The sequence below is a fragment of the Paenibacillus popilliae ATCC 14706 genome, from assembly GCF_000315235.1.
GTDB classification, from domain to species: Bacteria; Bacillota; Bacilli; order Paenibacillales; family Paenibacillaceae; genus Paenibacillus_B; species Paenibacillus_B popilliae.
In genome coordinates this window covers 1-15,834 of sequence record NZ_BALG01000105.1, presented here as the reverse complement: position 1 = coordinate 15,834, position 15,834 = coordinate 1, and the positions used below count along the sequence as shown (strand labels likewise).

General features: G+C 55.5%; 16 protein-coding genes, 1 pseudogene, 1 CRISPR repeat array and 1 riboswitch. Of the genes and pseudogenes, 12 read left to right on the top strand and 5 right to left on the bottom strand.

The window, feature by feature from the left end; translation table 11 throughout:
- Window positions 1–573: 573 nt before the first annotated feature.
- Window positions 574–1,996: a CRISPR direct-repeat array (repeat unit 32 nt; unit sequence GTCGCATCCTATGTGGATGCGTGGATTGAAAT).
- A 30-nt stretch (window positions 1,997–2,026) separates the two neighbouring features.
- Window positions 2,027–2,767 (bottom strand): glycerophosphodiester phosphodiesterase, encoded by a 741-nt coding sequence (locus PPOP_RS09130; protein ID WP_006285977.1) that lies wholly within the window; start codon window positions 2,765–2,767, stop codon window positions 2,027–2,029.
- A gap of 218 nt (window positions 2,768–2,985) precedes the next feature.
- Between PPOP_RS09130 and PPOP_RS09125 the strand changes: the two genes are divergently transcribed.
- Entirely contained in the window at window positions 2,986–3,867 is an 882-nt protein-coding gene (locus PPOP_RS09125) for an MBL fold metallo-hydrolase (RefSeq protein WP_006285976.1), read from the top strand.
- A gap of 43 nt (window positions 3,868–3,910) precedes the next feature.
- Here the strand turns inward: PPOP_RS09125 and PPOP_RS09120 are convergent, their stop codons facing one another.
- The 3 genes from PPOP_RS09120 to PPOP_RS09115 form a co-directional block, all read right to left on the bottom strand.
- Window positions 3,911–4,711 carry a Cof-type HAD-IIB family hydrolase gene (locus PPOP_RS09120; RefSeq protein WP_042228113.1) on the bottom strand — a complete coding sequence of 267 codons (801 nt, stop codon included), beginning with the start codon at window positions 4,709–4,711 and terminating at the stop codon, window positions 3,911–3,913.
- Between the two features lie 92 nt (window positions 4,712–4,803).
- Window positions 4,804–5,001: an EamA family transporter gene (locus PPOP_RS20385; protein ID WP_006285974.1), complete on the bottom strand. Its 198-nt coding sequence runs from the start codon at window positions 4,999–5,001 to the stop codon at window positions 4,804–4,806.
- 209 nt (window positions 5,002–5,210) lie between these two features.
- Window positions 5,211–6,215, bottom strand: a complete 1,005-nt coding sequence (locus PPOP_RS09115; protein WP_006285973.1) for a lipoate--protein ligase — start codon at window positions 6,213–6,215, stop codon at window positions 5,211–5,213.
- A 158-nt stretch (window positions 6,216–6,373) separates the two neighbouring features.
- Here PPOP_RS09115 and PPOP_RS09110 point away from each other — a divergent pair, with 158 nt between their 5' ends.
- Together PPOP_RS09110 and PPOP_RS09105 are read left to right on the top strand one after the other, a co-directional pair.
- On the top strand, window positions 6,374–6,931 hold the full coding sequence (locus PPOP_RS09110; RefSeq protein ID WP_006285972.1) for a nitroreductase family protein: 558 nt from the start codon (window positions 6,374–6,376) through the stop codon (window positions 6,929–6,931).
- A gap of 381 nt (window positions 6,932–7,312) precedes the next feature.
- Window positions 7,313–7,528, top strand: coding sequence for a hypothetical protein (locus tag PPOP_RS09105; RefSeq protein ID WP_006285971.1), 216 nt, complete (start codon window positions 7,313–7,315; stop codon window positions 7,526–7,528).
- Window positions 7,529–7,755: 227 nt separating this feature from the next.
- Here the strand turns inward: PPOP_RS09105 and PPOP_RS09100 are convergent, their stop codons facing one another.
- Window positions 7,756–8,214 carry a hypothetical protein gene (locus PPOP_RS09100; protein ID WP_006285970.1) on the bottom strand — a complete coding sequence of 153 codons (459 nt, stop codon included), beginning with the start codon at window positions 8,212–8,214 and terminating at the stop codon, window positions 7,756–7,758.
- Between the two features lie 389 nt (window positions 8,215–8,603).
- Between PPOP_RS09100 and PPOP_RS23335 the strand changes: the two genes are divergently transcribed.
- The 9 genes and pseudogenes from PPOP_RS23335 to PPOP_RS09060 all read left to right on the top strand — a co-directional run.
- Window positions 8,604–8,828, top strand: a complete 225-nt coding sequence (locus PPOP_RS23335; protein WP_006285969.1) for an aminotransferase class I/II-fold pyridoxal phosphate-dependent enzyme — start codon at window positions 8,604–8,606, stop codon at window positions 8,826–8,828.
- Between the two features lie 271 nt (window positions 8,829–9,099).
- A pseudogene (locus PPOP_RS09090) lies at window positions 9,100–9,840 on the top strand (cobalamin biosynthesis protein CobD/CbiB).
- A gap of 32 nt (window positions 9,841–9,872) precedes the next feature.
- Window positions 9,873–10,754, top strand: a complete 882-nt coding sequence (locus tag PPOP_RS09085) for a histidine phosphatase family protein (RefSeq protein ID WP_052516603.1) — start codon at window positions 9,873–9,875, stop codon at window positions 10,752–10,754.
- Window positions 10,755–10,871: 117 nt separating this feature from the next.
- A riboswitch (cobalamin riboswitch) is annotated at window positions 10,872–11,092 on the top strand.
- 161 nt (window positions 11,093–11,253) lie between these two features.
- Entirely contained in the window at window positions 11,254–11,382 is a 129-nt protein-coding gene (locus PPOP_RS25100; protein ID WP_267879067.1) for a hypothetical protein, read from the top strand.
- A gap of 42 nt (window positions 11,383–11,424) precedes the next feature.
- On the top strand, window positions 11,425–12,420 hold the full coding sequence (locus PPOP_RS09080) for an ABC transporter substrate-binding protein (RefSeq protein WP_042228119.1): 996 nt from the start codon (window positions 11,425–11,427) through the stop codon (window positions 12,418–12,420).
- A gap of 21 nt (window positions 12,421–12,441) precedes the next feature.
- On the top strand, window positions 12,442–13,485 hold the full coding sequence (locus PPOP_RS09075; protein WP_042228110.1) for a FecCD family ABC transporter permease: 1,044 nt from the start codon (window positions 12,442–12,444) through the stop codon (window positions 13,483–13,485).
- Window positions 13,482–14,423 carry an ABC transporter ATP-binding protein gene (locus tag PPOP_RS09070; RefSeq protein WP_006285963.1) on the top strand — a complete coding sequence of 314 codons (942 nt, stop codon included), beginning with the start codon at window positions 13,482–13,484 and terminating at the stop codon, window positions 14,421–14,423. Before PPOP_RS09075 ends, PPOP_RS09070 begins: the two co-directional genes overlap by 4 nt.
- A 165-nt stretch (window positions 14,424–14,588) precedes the next feature.
- Entirely contained in the window at window positions 14,589–15,668 is a 1,080-nt protein-coding gene (cobT, locus tag PPOP_RS09065; RefSeq protein WP_042228115.1) for a nicotinate-nucleotide--dimethylbenzimidazole phosphoribosyltransferase, read from the top strand.
- The coding region (locus PPOP_RS09060) for a bifunctional adenosylcobinamide kinase/adenosylcobinamide-phosphate guanylyltransferase (RefSeq protein WP_006285961.1) at window positions 15,665–15,834 on the top strand (170 nt) is incomplete at its 3' end. The genes cobT and PPOP_RS09060, both read left to right, overlap by 4 nt.

Genomic DNA, 15,834 nt, shown 5'->3' with positions numbered 1-15,834 from the left:
CCGATTACTTGTTTTCTGTTCGCTTCCCGTGGAGTGGCAGTTACGGATTCATTGTATTCTATTAGGAGAATCCCGATTATTTTGATATGGGGTATTTGGTTAATCAACAGGCCTGGCATCAAATAAAACTTTCATGACTTCTTGCATGACCACCAGAAATCGGAGAGGCGGTGCCTCCGGTTGATTTGTTGACAATGGATTCGTCGTGAGAGATTAGCAGACAGCATGGACAGTTGTTATGTGGAGCTTATCTAGATTTGGCTTTCGCTCAAACAAGCTGTAAAAAGTTACCGCAACGCATGCAACCATGATATACTAAAAAGCAGGACAAGAATGTGAATGGATAAAATTTTATTTATTCTAATTTACTGCATAAATATTATTTTTCATCGCAGGTGCGAATGTGGAGCTCACATGAAATCCCCGGGGGATTCGCACCAAACTTATGGATAAATTAACCATAAAAATCCGCACGAAATGATAGATACACAGCCATCTTGATGTAACTGCTTATTTTTTTGTAGAATTTGCTTGTTTTCTGTCTCCTTTATTACATTATATGTAAATATCGCTGTCGCATCCTATGTGGATGCGTGGATTGAAATCTTTTCTTCTTGTGAAAACATATCCATCCCATCCGTCGCATCCTATGTGGATGCGTGGATTGAAATAGCACAGCAACGCAAAACTTGGAGGCCCACATCAGTCGCATCCTATGTGGATGCGTGGATTGAAATACTGACAATGTTCGCTGGCTCGTTCCCTCGATTTAGTCGCATCCTATGTGGATGCGTGGATTGAAATGCATCTATTCCTCCGGCTTGAAAACGTATATATTGTCGCATCCTATGTGGATGCGTGGATTGAAATACATCATCTGTAGCAAAATCAATCGTTCGAAAAGTGTCGCATCCTATGTGGATGCGTGGATTGAAATTTGCCGTAAGTTGTCCGAGTACTCAGGTGATTTTGTCGCATCCTATGTGGATGCGTGGATTGAAATTCATCTGTGAGGATTGCATCGACAATTCCACATTCGTCGCATCCTATGTGGATGCGTGGATTGAAATGCTCATGCTCAGCCTTCTCGTCTCGGTAGTTGATGTCGCATCCTATGTGGATGCGTGGATTGAAATATATATGATTTTAGCGGTTAGCAATGGAGGCTACACGTCGCATCCTATGTGGATGCGTGGATTGAAATACTAGCGCTTTACCCCAATAGGCGGCTTGGGGAGGTCGCATCCTATGTGGATGCGTGGATTGAAATCATCTGGAATCAATACTGCCTCTGCCATCGGAACGTCGCATCCTATGTGGATGCGTGGATTGAAATCAAACTCCGTGGGTTAGGATCAACTCGATGTTCCGTCGCATCCTATGTGGATGCGTGGATTGAAATCAAACATCAGTAAGCCACGTCCACAATTCGGAGTCGCATCCTATGTGGATGCGTGGATTGAAATATATTGTGCATATGCCGTTTTGTAATCCTCCTGTGGTCGCATCCTATGTGGATGCGTGGATTGAAATCGAATGCGCCGCGCATGGATGGCTGCGGATTTCTGGTCGCATCCTATGTGGATGCGTGGATTGAAATCACACATAAACTCCTGTAGCTCTGAACTGCCTGCAGTCGCATCCTATGTGGATGCGTGGATTGAAATGTCAGCATCGCCAGCAATTGGGTTCCAGTATTGCAGTCGCATCCTATGTGGATGCGTGGATTGAAATGGTAAGGATTATATTGGAGCCGACGCCGCCAGTGTCGCATCCTATGTGGATGCGTGGATTGAAATGCCATAACTTGGACAACATTGGGAGGAAAAAACTGTCGCATCCTATGTGGATGCGTGGATTGAAATGATTTGGTCAAACAGATATTTGATGATATTTGGGTCGCATCCTATGCGGATGCGTGGATTGAAATCATTCGAATCTGCACGATCTGACCTAGCGTCGTCGTCGCATCCTATGCGGATGCGTGGATTGAAATACTGCGGTAAGCTTCCCTCATACTCTTGGATTATTCTGAGACGGGCAAGACGCCCTTCAATGGAATATCGGCCGTTAGGCGGTACACGCCCAGATCGTATAGCTTGCGGGCTACGGCTTCGTCGCGGACGGTCCAGGCGGCGAGACTGAAGCCATTCTCCCGGGCGGTGGCGACAATGTCAGGATGATTCAAGACGGTCCGATACTGCAGCAGCAGCGCCGCATGGCCGAGTCGGGTCAATATGTCGAGATCGACCAATTTGTTGGAGAGCCAGCCTACCTCGATATCGGGATGCAGGCTTCGAATCAAGCGCAAATTATTCACGTGGAATGAAATAAGCATGGTCCGTTCCGTCAATTTATAGGTATCCAGCAAATGCAGCAGCCCTGCCGCTTCCTGCTCATTGATGCGCTCCTTCAACTCCAACTGCAGGCCTGCCTGACCCTCGGACAGCAGCGCCAGCACCTCTTCGAGAAGAGGGATGCCGTTCCCAGCGTAATTCGGATGGAATTTGATGCCGGCGTCAGCCTGCTGTAGCTCCGCCACGGTCTTGCTCCGGACAGGCCCCAAGCGATCTGTTGTCCGATCCAGCGTGTCGTCATGAATGACGACCGGGACGCCTTCAGCCGAATGGTGCACGTCAATCTCCAGCGCATCCGCACCTATGTCAAGCGCCCGCCGGAACGCGATCATCGTATTTTCGGGAAAAAGGGCGGCGTAGCCGCGATGGGCGACGATTTCCACACGGCTCGTTTTCAAGGGAAATGTCATGAAGAGGCCTCCTTCTGTGTTGATGATAGGTAACAGCCTTCTTGGGCTATCGAGGCGGCCCGTTGTCGGCTGTGTGTTCATCGGCAAGGACCGCTTGTCTGCCATGCATATCGATTCGAAACCGATTATACTGGAAGCATGACAGGAGAACAATGAAATTGTCGATAAAATCATATGAATACGGTAAAGGAACCGCTTGTTCTAGAGGAGGAATAGAGATGACAGACCAATCGATGCAGCTTCCAGGACGCTCCCATGACGAAGAGGGTTCCGCCGAAGGATCCGACAGAGGATGGAGCGTCACGTTGTGGGGAACGGGCGACTCGATGGGCGTGCCGCGCGTATATTGCGCTTGTCCGGTGTGTGAGGAGGCGAGGAAGGAAGGCATGAACCGGCGCTACCGTTCGTCCGTGCTGCTCGAACGGGGCGAGGAACGGCTGCTCGTCGATTGCGGTCCGGACTGGACGGGCCAGATGGAGAGAGCGGGGCTGTACTGGCTGGATCATATTTTGATTACACATGCGCATCAGGATCATATCGCAGGCTTGACGGCCTACGCAGATGCCTGCCGCTGGTTGAAGCGGAAGGGGCGAGCGACGATGCCAGCCGAGGTCGGAGAGACGATCCGGATGATGTACCCTTGGCTGGAACGGTATATTGAGTTTCAATATATCGAAGGGCCGTGGCGCTGGAAAGATTGGAGCATTCAGCCCATTCGTGCAAATCATGGCAAAAATGGCTATTCGTATGCCTATCGCTTCGATCCATGGACAAGCGGCAGGCCAGCGAGCGAGAACAAGCTTGAGGTTCGCAGATGGCTTTATGCTTCGGATGCGATCGGGCTTGGCGAGCAGGAACTGGCCTGGTTCCGGGGGCTGGATCTGTTGATTCTCGGGACGAATTTTGTCCATGAGGAGGCCCCTTACGAGACCCGCTCGGTCTATGACATGCGGGAAGCGGTGGAGGTCCTTCGCGAAATGAGGCCGCGCAAGACGGTGTTTACCCATTTGTCTCACGGCGTCGATCTCCGGGAGGATTATCCGCAGCTGCCGGACTCGGTAACACTGGCCCGCACGGGGCTGGTTATTCCGCTGCAATAACAAGCAAGCCGCCGGAAACGGGCCCGGCGGCGGAAGGCAAGCTTTACGCCCAGTTCAGGACGAATTTCTCGATGACATGCCGCACGCCTTCTTCGTTGTTGGTGCGCGTCACGTAATCGGCCACGGCCTTGAGCGAGTCGACGGCGTTGCCCATGGCGACGCCGAGGCCGGCGGTCTCGATCATGTCATGATCGTTCCACGAATCGCCGATGGCGATCGTCTCCTCCAGGGTGCAGCCGACATGCTGCGCCAAATAGCGCAGGGCGCTGCCCTTGGTGCCTTCCCGGTGCGTTATCTCCAGGAAGTGAGGCTTCGACTTCGTAATATGGACCTCCGGTCCAAGCAGCTCTTTCAATTCGGCGGCGGCCGCGTCCAGCGTCGCCGGCTCGTCGATCATGAGCATTTTGGTGGAAGGGGAAGCGATCAGCCGATTGAAATCCGGTTCGATCGAATAGGGGATATCAGACAGCTGCGCATACGCGATCAGCTTGTCATTTTCCTTACGGGCGTACAGACGATCGTCGATATAGAGCTGAAGATGAAGTCCGCATTCGTCGCAATAGCGGAGCAGGCGCATCGCCGCTTCCTTCGGGACTGCCCGCTCGTACAAAATATGGCCGTCCATCACATTCTTCACGAGGGAGCCCTGATAGGTGATGAGCGGAACGTTCAGTCCGGTCTGCAGCGCCAGGTTGCGGGCGGACGCATACATGCGGCCCGTGGCGAGCGTGACGGTGGCGCCTGCGGCGACAGCCAGCTCAAGCGCGTGCTTCGTGCCGGACGTAATCTCTTTGGCGTCCGTGATGAGCGTATCGTCGATATCAATGGCAATCAACTTGTACAATGTCGATGTCTCTCCTTTTTCCGAACCGGCCGGCACTTTCCTTATGTCAGACCGGCACTCCGGTGATAGTCAATAGATGCGAATCTCTCCCTCTATTGTACCGCATGCCGGCCCCATTTCAATTCAACGACGATCATTCCCGCCAAAATCAGCAGGCAGCCCATCATCGCCCACAGGCCGAGCGTCTTCCCGGCAAAAGTGACGCCCGTAATGGCGGCGAAGACCGGCTCCATCGCGAAGATGACGGCGACTCTGCTGGCGGAGGTGTGTTGCTGGCACCACGTCTGCACCCAGTACGTGAAGGCGGTCAGATGGAGATAAGCAGGGCGGCGATGACCTTCGTCTCCGCCGAGCGTACCGCGCTATCAACTGGACGGCTTAGGCCGTGCAGGACAAGCTGTACTGCCAATCGAACTGCCTGCCGCCTATGCGCGGGCTGCCAGGCAAGCATAGACAGTTCCGGGCCACTTGGCATACAAGATAGTCCGGGACTGTTGATCTATTCGTTCAGCATGACGAGTCCGATGAAGTCTTCCGCGCTGATGTTGCCGAGATAATGGTTGATATCCATATCGGCAAGCGCTTCGTGAATCGCCTGCTCTTCATAGCGGACGCCCTGCAAGCGCAGCTCGATATCGTTGACTTCGCCGCCCCCGAAGAAGTCGCCGTATATTTTCATGCACTGAATCCATCCGTCCTCGACATCCATGCGCACGTCGACGATTCCGGCCGGGAATTTTTTCGAATGCTCAACGTTGAACTTCGGCGATGCCCCATAGTTCCAATCCCAGCTCTGATAACGTTCCCGCGAGATATGGTGAATCGTCTCCCAATCCTGCTCCGTCAGCTTGTACTGCGGCACCTGATCCGGCTCCATGCCGAAGATATGGTGCAGGATCGCGTCTTTGAACCGCTCGATGGTCATCGGCTCGTCGAGAAAATCGGAAATGTTGGCAACGCGGGATCGGATCGATTTCGTTCCTTTGGATTCGATTTTGATGGCCTTTACGTTGAGCGCCGAGGCGACATGCTCCATCTCGGAATTGAACAGCAGCGTGCCGTGGCTGAACATGCGCCCGCGCGTGGAGAACTGGGCATTGCCGGATATTTTCTGCTCACCCACCTGGATATCATTGCGTCCGGTTAGGTCGGCATTGACGCCGAGGGAGCGGAGCGTATCGATGACCGGCTGCGTAAATTTGCGGAAATTGTGGAACGACTGCCCGTCATCCTTCGTGATGAAGCTGAAATTCAAATTGCCTGTATCGTGATACACGGCGCCTCCGCCCGACAGGCGGCGCACAACATGGATGTGATTCGCTTTGACGTAATCGCTGTTGATTTCTTCGATCGTATTTTGATTTTTGCCGATAATGATAGACGGCTCGTTGATATAGAATAATAAATAGCTATCCTCTTCCAGCGGCAAATGCTTCAGGACGAACTCCTCGATCGCCAGGTTGACGCGAGGGTCGGTAATGCCTTGATTGTCGATAAACTTCACGGCTTGTCCGCCTCCTTCTTTTGTTCATTGTAATCAATCTGGAACAAAACACAACCTTTATTTGATATCAATAATCGTTATCAAATATAATAGGAGTATTGAATGGCATGAAACATAGAAAGTAAATGAGAGAAAAGAAGATCCAAGGAGGATATCCAATGTCAATTGCGAATACAATTCGGGAACGCCGGAGCATTCATCGCTTCTCGGATCGGCCTGTCGACAAGGAATTGGTACTGTCCCTGCTGAATGATGCCGTCTGGGCTCCCAATCACGGGCTGCGCGAGCCATGGCGGTTCATTTATGCAGCGGGAGAGGCGAAGAATCGGCTCGTGCACTGCATAATGGGGCTGCTCGAAGGAACGAAAATGAGAGGCTGGGACGAAGAGAAAAAGGAGAAGTTCATTCAGGAGAATCTGGCCGTGCCTACCTACCTTATCGTCGTCATGCCTGAGGATCCGCGGCCTCCTATTTGGGAAGAGGATTTGGCGGCCGTATGCGCCCTGATTCAGAACTTCCAACTGCTGGCGTGGGAACGGGATCTCGGAATGCTGTGGCATACCGGGGACTATATCTATAACCGCAAGTTCCGTGAAATGGCAGGAGTGCAGCCGGGAGAGAAGATCGTCGGGGTGCTGCGCATGGGGCATTTCGCTGAGATTCCGCCGGCCCGCCCGCGTACGGACGCGTCGGAACGCTTCACCGAGCTATCCTAACCGTAATGTGCCCATACCTGTGTTTGAAAGGGATAAGAATTCCCAATTTTTCATGGGATGGGCCAATAAAAAAATCTTGGGGTTTGTAACCTTACGGAATTTTTCAATGGGAATGCAAGCAGCAACATGAAAGTGCGAACCTCTATCAATACCAACGTAAAATGGGTAGAAGAGCCTTGAATAGATTTTGGTAGTATTGATGTGTTAGAAACAACCCCATCAAGCGTCTTAGAACAAGTAAACAGCTTTTTGTTACCTGCCGTTCTTTCTGTCCATGAAGTATTACCAGACATGATAAATAAGGGGTCAGGGGCGATTTTATTTACAACAGGCTTATCTGCCATGTACCCTTTGCCGTAGGTTGGGAATGGCGGAATCGTAATGTCGGGTCTTCGCAATTATGCGACAAACCTGCACAATCAGTTGAAAGAAAAAGGCATATTTGTCGGACATCTTTCCATCGGGACTCTCGTACAAGCAGGCGCAACAGGAGATCCAGATGTAATCGCAGAAGCTTGGTACAACTTATACGAGAAAAAGGATCGCTTTGAAGAAATATTCCCGCAAGGGATTGATCCAACTAAACTGTCAAATTAATATTAACGCGATAGGATACCTTAAAATGGCTATCTTATCGCGTTTTATTTTGTCGTCTGTAACGGTGAGTCAAATATAAAGAGCGATTCAATCCTTGGAGCAATATCTTGAGGCTTAGACTAATCTAAGCACTAAGAAAATACTTATCACTGACAAGCGCAGGGCTGGCGGCCGCTGCGCTTGCCTCATGTTGTCAATGTCCCGATTGGAAGTCATTATTCTCATCATTAGGAAAGGTCTGAGGTGTCGGCTTTCAGATAGCGGTAGTACAGCAGCAGCTCGACGGTATACTTGATAATCCAGGCGGCCAACAGCACGCTGACCAGCAAATGGGCGCTGATTAGCGGGGACAGCAGCAGCGTGCTTGTATCGGACACATAGATCAGATAAGCTGCGCAGCAGGCGACCGAGAGGATGAGGAAGACCAATCCCATCTGGTTCGCTTGCAGTGAGATCAGACGGGACAATTCCTTGTCCTCAGGCTCGTCCTTGGACATGAAATTCACGAAGTACATAACGGCCTGAACGACGGCGGCGACGCCGAATACGTTGCGGGCCAGCGCCATCATCTCTGTGCTGTACAAACCGATGTCGTCCTTGAGGCGGCACAGCATCACCGCGTAATAGGTGGTGACGATAATGGCGGCGCCCAGGGATGCCCAAGATGTTTTGTGATGCACCGACATAATTGAACCTCCTTGAGCCTGACTTCGCATTGCGCCAATACCGGTCTGAGCATGTAGCAATGTGATTATACAGCATTTAACAGTAGCGTTACAGTGTTCGATGTACCAATATTTTTCGCCATTTCGTAGAAAAGGAAAAAGCGTTTGACGAATGGGTCTGCGTTACGCATAATGTACCATGAGAAATCATGCGCGTCCGGCTTCCTCCGTCTGCCTTCAGGCTGGACTGGGTGAACGGAACGTACGGCATAACAAGGGCAGGCCGGACCGATGACGATGGCGGAGTTCCGCTGGAACAACCGCTATAGAGATATTGTACGCGACCGTCTGTCCGTCTTCAAGGAGGGGCTTATGGTCAAAATTGAACAGTTTGGACATGGCGGGGACGTATGGACGGCAGCGAGGCATTCGGGCGATCGAGCGGCGAGTTCTTGGCGTTCATCGATTTTCTCCCGGATGAGGAAGAGGTGAGTCTACTGCGATTCGCGGCAGCCAGCCGGAACGTACTTGTCATCCGGTCGTTGACGAAGTTTTACGCTATCCCCGGCCTTCGCCTCGGGTATGCGGCAGGCCCTGGCGCTTGCAGGAAGAAATTGGCCACCGGGCAATCCTGATCCGCAATTGTGACGGGTATGCAGGGCTTGGGGCCGGACATTTCCGCATCGCGATGAAGGATCGTCAGGCAAATAAACGTCTAGTCGAGGCCCTGCAAGCTGTGTTACATTTATAAGATGTGGATCCTGCAATGCGCGGAAGCGGAGGCCTTCATCCGTTGGCTCTGCGCATTGCCGGGATATTTAGGAACGAGATGTAAGGTCGTCCAGCATTCGGCTCGATAGATAATTATGGTGAAGCCCGATCTGCAGGCAAGTCAGGTGAGCAATCCTGATCGCGGCATTGATAATCATCGCAGCATATGTATGGGATCGGATCGTCGGCGATCCGAGGTGGCTCCCCCATCCGGTCATCGGCATGGGGAAAGCGATCTCGGCCCTGGAGCGCCTTATCCGGTGAGCGGCTCCGTCCGAAGCGGTGCTCAAGCCGCTGGGCTTCCTGCTAAGGGGATCTGGCTGGAGCGCGGCGCGAGGTCGGCATGATCATAGGAAGGGACACCGAGACGCTCAATGAACCGGAAATTACCGCGCCGTCGTCGAGACGGTGGCCGAAAATATAATGGATGCCGTCATCTCTCCGCTCCTGTACGCTGCCATCGGCGGCGCGCCGTTGGCTATGGCCTACCGGGCTGTCAATACGTTGGATTCCATGGTCGGCGATAAAAATGAGAAGTACGCCAATCTCGGATACGCCTCCGCGCGGCTTGATGATCTGGCGAATTGATATGACGCGAAGCGGGTGTGGAGGACGGCGCTGCGCGACGCGCCGAAGCACCCGAGCCCGAACAGCGGCTGGCCGGAAGCGGCCACCGCCGGGGCGCTCGGTATCCGCCTTGGCGGATTGAATTGTTACAAAGGCGTATGTTCCTTCCGCGCCTATAGGGGTGATCCCGTCGTGGAGACGGGAGGGGAACATATTGCGGCAGTGTGCAGGCTGCTGACCCGAAGTACGCTGCTCTTCGCCATCCTGGCCGCAAGCGTCCTCCGGGCCTGCGGCGGATGGCTCCTGTAGACGAAAGGCGAATGAAGGAGTAATGGGTTGAAATGAAACAAAAGCGTACATACGAAGCTCTCCCCGTTCGCCGCAAGCGGCGTCAAGCAGGAGCTAGACGACAATCCCGACCCAAGCCTCCGCGCTGCGGCACCCGGCATATCCGCCGCCGTGCAGGTGCGTCCAGCGTCATCGTGCGGTTCGCGCTCGTTAGGCATTCGCTGACGCAGGCGAATGTGGAGCGGCGGTATATCAGCTATACGGACAGCCCGCTTCTCCCGGAAGCGGAAGAGGTGCTGCGGCCGATGCGCAGAGCAGTCGCCCATCCGGCGCCGCTCCTGTATACGAGCGATATGCGGCGCTGCCGCGAGACGTTGGCCCAACTGCGTCCGCGCGATGCGGCAAGGGCTCACGTCGACACGAGGCTGCGCGAATACGATTTTGGCATGTGGGAAGGCTTGACATACAATGATCTGAAGGAGGATCCGTCCTACCGTCGCTGGCTGGATGATATGACCTCCGTTCAGCCGCCGCGAGGCGAGCCATGGCAGACATTCAGCACGCGGACGGCGCATGTCTGGTGGGAGATTCTACAGAAGGCCGGCAGACAGACGGCTGTGGCGGCAGGACAAGGCGCCCACGGGGAGCGCCATCAGCGGGAACGCGAGCCGGACTGGGATGGGCCTGATCCGGGAGAGCGAGGCAGGACGTCCCGGCGGCGCCGGAAGCGGCCGGGACGGGTAGGCAACGCGTATGAGGCACGGCCCGATGTACTGGTCGTTACGCACGGAGGAATGGTGCGGAGGCTGTACACGCTCGCCTTCCCGAAGAAGACATTCTGGGAAGCATCCGTCCCGATCGGGACGGGGATCTTGATTACGGCTGCTAGGTCTCCCCGCCGCTGGAAGTTCCTACGGGCAGAGCGGCTGCCTTGATGGAATGATCGGTGGTTAAGCGAGGGAACAGGATGCCCTGAGGCTTGTGAGGAATGTGATTGCAAGGATAGGGCAATTCCCCTATAATCAATAGTTAAGCTATAATTTGGAAGACAAGCGAATAGCAATCTATCGGGTCCTTGCGCCGCACGAGCATTGAGCTTGTGTCCAAGGATAATAGGGAAGCCGGTGTGAACCCGGCTCGGTCCCGCCACTGTAATTGAGTGCTGCGCTCAGAATGCCACTGTCTGTGCGGATTCAAGCGAATCCGCCGATGGGAAGGCGAGTACAGCAAGATGCTCCTAAGTCAGAAGACCTGCCCGATAGGAGGACGAGTTATTTCCTTCGCGGAGAGGAGCGGCGTCATTGGAACGGGACTTCCAGTTGCTGCTGAGCGGCCATGCTGTCTAACAGCGTGAGCTCGCTTTGCAGATCAGTGCGGAAGGCCCTATCCAGGAGACTGCTTTCCCCCGATCCCTAGGATTCGGGGGTTTTGCGTTTGTGTGCTCTTGGACAATCCCGCTTTGAAGCGGATGGAGAGGCCGGTTGGGTAGGATGCCGCCCCGGGGAAGACGAGGCGCCAGACCTTCTGCGTGAAGGAACGGCGTTCGCACTGCTTCTGCAATGAAATAGGTAGGATATTCAGGCAAGTGAGGGAGAAAAAAAGATGATGAGCAAATGGTGGAACAGAACGATAGCAGTCGCGGCAGCGGCTGTGCTGGCTTTGAGCTTAGCGGCTTGTGGATCGGGTCCGTCGAAGGAGGCGGACAAGGATCGTGAGACTGCGCAGCAGCAGGAGAATGGCAATGCGGCTTCGGATGCCGCGAAGACGATCTATCCACTGACGGTGAAGGATGCGACCGGGCAAGAATTCACGTTCGACAAAGCGCCGGAACGGATTATTTCCGTATCGCCGGCAGAGACGGAATCGTTATTTGCCCTTGGCCTTGGCGACAATATCGTCGGCGTGTCCGATTATGACGACTACCCGGCAGAAGCAATGCAGAAGCCGAGAATGGGCGGCATCACGGAACCGGATGAGGAAGCGATCATTGCGGCGCAGCCGGATGTCGTATTTACCGGCATCTCGATGAAAGAAGAAGCAGTCAACAAATTCCGTGAACTGGGCATTGAAATTTTCAAGGTCGAGCCGAAAACCTATGACGACGTAATCAGCAATATTGAGCTGTACGGTCTCATTGCTGATCATCAGAAGGAAGCCACAGAAATTGCCGATCAGATGAAAAAGGTGCGCGATGACGTTGCTGAATCGGTGAAGGGCGTTACCGACAAGAAGAAGGTTTATATTGAATTCTCGCCGGGCTGGACCGTCGGCAGCGGCGAATTCATGAACGAGCTGATCGAGCTGGCGGGCGGCGTCAATATTGCTGCTGCGGAAATGACCGGCTGGAACCAGATGAATGAGGAGAACATCATCAAGGAGAATCCGGACGTCATTCTGTTCGCGAAGGATCTTGTCGACAGCGAGACGAACAAGACGCTGGAAGCCATTATCCGCGGACGCAGCGGCTGGGAAGCCATCTCCGCGCTCAAGGACAATCAGTTGTTCGGGCTGGACAACAACAAGCTGAGCCGGCCGGGTCCGCGTGTAGCCGAAGCGCTGCAGGATGTGGCGAAGGCGATCTATCCTGATTTGATTAAATAGATGATGGGATGGAACATAGCGATGAAAAAAGGGTTTGGCTTTGGAGTAGCGATGTTGGCGCTGCTCCTTTTATCTATTGTAGGCTGTCTGGCCGTCGGATCAGTGAAGATGCCGCTGGGAGAGATTGTGAACATATTGCTGCACCACGTTCCTGGACTGGAATCGCTCATTCCCGTCACCTGGGACGACGCTTCCGCGACCATCATAATGAAGGTCCGCTTCCCGCGCGTCGTGCTCGCGATGCTCGTCGGCGCATCGCTGGGACTGGCGGGGACGGGCTTCCAGGGCGTGCTGCGCAATCCGCTGGCGGATCCGTACACGCTGGGCGTGTCTTCCGGTGCCTCCGTCGGCGCCGCGCTCCTGATCTACTTCGGTCTGCAGTATGCGTTGCTCGGCCAATGGACGATTCCGATCGTCGCCTTCGCAACCGGCACACTGACGCTGTTGGCCGTCATGCGCCTGGCCAGGGAAGACGGCAAAATCCCGATCGAGACGCTGATTCTGGCCGGGGTCGTCATGCAGGCGTTCCTCGGCTCGATCGTCTCCTTCCTCGTCGCGATGTCGAAGCAGACGGTCAACGAGATTCTGTACTGGGTCATGGGAAGCCTGGCGCTGCGGGGCTGGTCTTATTCGGCCGTGCTGGCGCCCTATACGGCGATCGGGCTCATCGCCCTGATCGTCGGTGCCCGCCCGCTCAATCTGCTTGCCCTCGGAGAGCGGCAGGCGTCTCATCTCGGACTCCATGTTGAGCGCACGAAGTGGATCGTATTGCTCGTATCGACGTTCATTACTGCGGCCGCCGTATCCGTATCGGGAGTTATCGGCTTCGTTGGGCTCGTCGTCCCGCACATGATTCGGCTGCTGGTCGGCTCGGACTATCGCCTGCTCGTGCCGTTCTCGGCTGCGGGCGGAGCGATCTATGTCATGTGGGCGGATACGATCGCGCGGACGGCGTTGGCGCCGACAGAGATACCGCTCGGGGTCGTGACCGCCTTCATCGGCGCTCCGTTCTTCGCGTATCTGCTGATCCGAAATAAACGGTCGAAACGGAGGAAATGGTCATGAAGCCGGGAATGGGACAGCGGGAATTCACCGTGAAGCCGGGGGCAGCGTCCGAGCAGGTCTGCCCGGGGAAGTCGATTCTTCAGGCCGAGCATATCAGCAAAAGCTACGGCAGCTGCTCGGTGCTGAACGACGTCTCCTTGACCGTCCGCCCCGGAGAGTGGGTCGGCATCATCGGACCGAACGGCAGCGGCAAGTCGACGCTGCTGTCGCTCCTGTCCGGCGCCGATTCACCTGCCGACGGGCGCATCGAGCTGAAGGGGCGCTCCCTGCGCTCCTACACGCGCAAAGCGCTGTCGCAAACGATGGCGGTCCTGCTGCAGGAGCCGCTTCCGCCGATTGGATACTCGGTCCGCGAGGTTGTCGAGATGGGCCGCTTCCCGTATCAATCCTGGTTCGGCTCGGAGGCGGAGGACAGCGAACCCTATATCGATTCGATTATGGAGCGGCTGCAGTTGACGGAATTGGAGGAGCGGCCGATCGACCGGCTCAGCGGCGGACAGCGCCAGCGGGTCGCCCTGGCGAAGCTGATGGCGCAGTCGCCGTCGATCGTGCTGCTGGATGAGCCGACGACCTATCTGGACATCCGGTATCAGGTGCAGTTCATGGATGTCGTCCGCGCCTGGCAGCAGGACTGCGGCTTGACGGTCGTCTCGGTGCTGCATGATCTGAATCTGGCGGCACTGTACTGCGATCGGCTCGTCGTCGTGCACGAGGGGCGGATCGCAGCCGACGGTACTCCGGAAGAGTTGATGTCGCCGGATGTCATCGAGCGTTACTTCGATACCCGCGCCGCCATCGTGCCGCATCCAGGGAACGGACGTCCGCAGCTTCTGATGTGTCCGGCCCATACGGAGGTCGAAGAGTTGGAGCAGATGGAAGAGGAAGCCGGGACAGAGGCCGATGGAGGCGGCGGGAGCGTGAAGGAGAGAAGAGCATGAAGGCGGCGAGAGCTTGAAGGTGACGAGAGCATGAAGGTGGCGTACGGCAACGAGGGAAGCTGTAAAAGGGGATGGCATGGCGGAAGTTGGACCGACGAACATGCAGGAGAAAAATGACAACAAGCAACCAACAATGTGAAAACGGAGATGAATGCGATGAATGCGATGAATGAACGGCTTAGCGAAATACTCGGGCGGATCCCTGCTCTGGACAAGACGGCGATGGAGGCGGCCGCCGCGCATCAGAATCATCTGACGAAGCCTCCGGGCAGCCTTGGGGTGCTGGAGGAGCTTGCCGTTCAACTGGCTGGCATTACGGGCACAGTCAGACCGGAATTCAAGCAAAAGGCGATTATTATCATGGCGGGCGATCATGGCGTATGCGCGGAAGGGATCAGCGCCTTCCCGGCCGAAGTGACCCCGCAGATGGTCATGAACTTCCTTGCCGGGGGTGCGGCGGTCAATGTGCTGGCACGGCAGGCCGGAGCCGAGGTCATCTGCGTCGATGTGGGCGTTAACGCCGATCTGAGCCATCCGCAGCTGCAATCGCGTAAGGTTCGACACGGAACGGGCAACATGGCCCAAGGTTCGGCGATGACCGGGGAAGAGGCGGTGGCGGCGATTCTGGCCGGCGTCGATACGGTGGACGAGTGTGTGCAGGCTGGAATTCGCATGTTCTCTACCGGGGAGATGGGCATCGGGAACACGACGCCGAGCGCCGCCATTCTGTGCGCCTTGACTGGACTGGCGCCGGAAGAGGCCGTTGGCCGGGGAACCGGCATCGACGATGCGCAGTGGGCGCACAAATGCAACGTCGTGCGTCAGGCGCTCGAAGTGAACCACCCCGATCGCAACGATGCGCTGGATGTGCTCGCGAAGGTCGGCGGACTGGAGATCGCCGGACTGACCGGCGTCATTCTCGGCGCGGCAGCCCATCGGCTCCCGGTCGTCGTCGACGGCTTCATCTCCAGCGCGGCGGCGCTGGCGGCGGTGCGGCTCGCTCCGGCGGCGAAGCCTTATCTGATCGCTTCGCACTTGTCCGAAGAGCGCGGCCATGCGGCTTTGTTGGCCGAGCTTGGACTGAAGCCTGGCCTGCACTTGAATATGCGCCTCGGCGAAGGAACGGGCGGCGCTCTGATGTTCCCGATTATCGACGCTTCGCTGCGAATTATGCAAGAGATGGCGACCTTCGCCCAAGCGGGTGTATCCAACAAGGACATGGATGATAGCGAGGGACAGGCATGACGGGTACGGCTGCCGAAGGAAATAAGCGGGTCCTCGTCACGGGCGGCGCGCGCAGCGGCAAGAGCGGCTTCGCGGAGCGGCTGTTCATGAAGCTTGTCCCGGGTGGAGGCATCTATGTCGCGACCGCGGAAGCCCATGATGACGAGATGCGCGAACGGATTCGGCG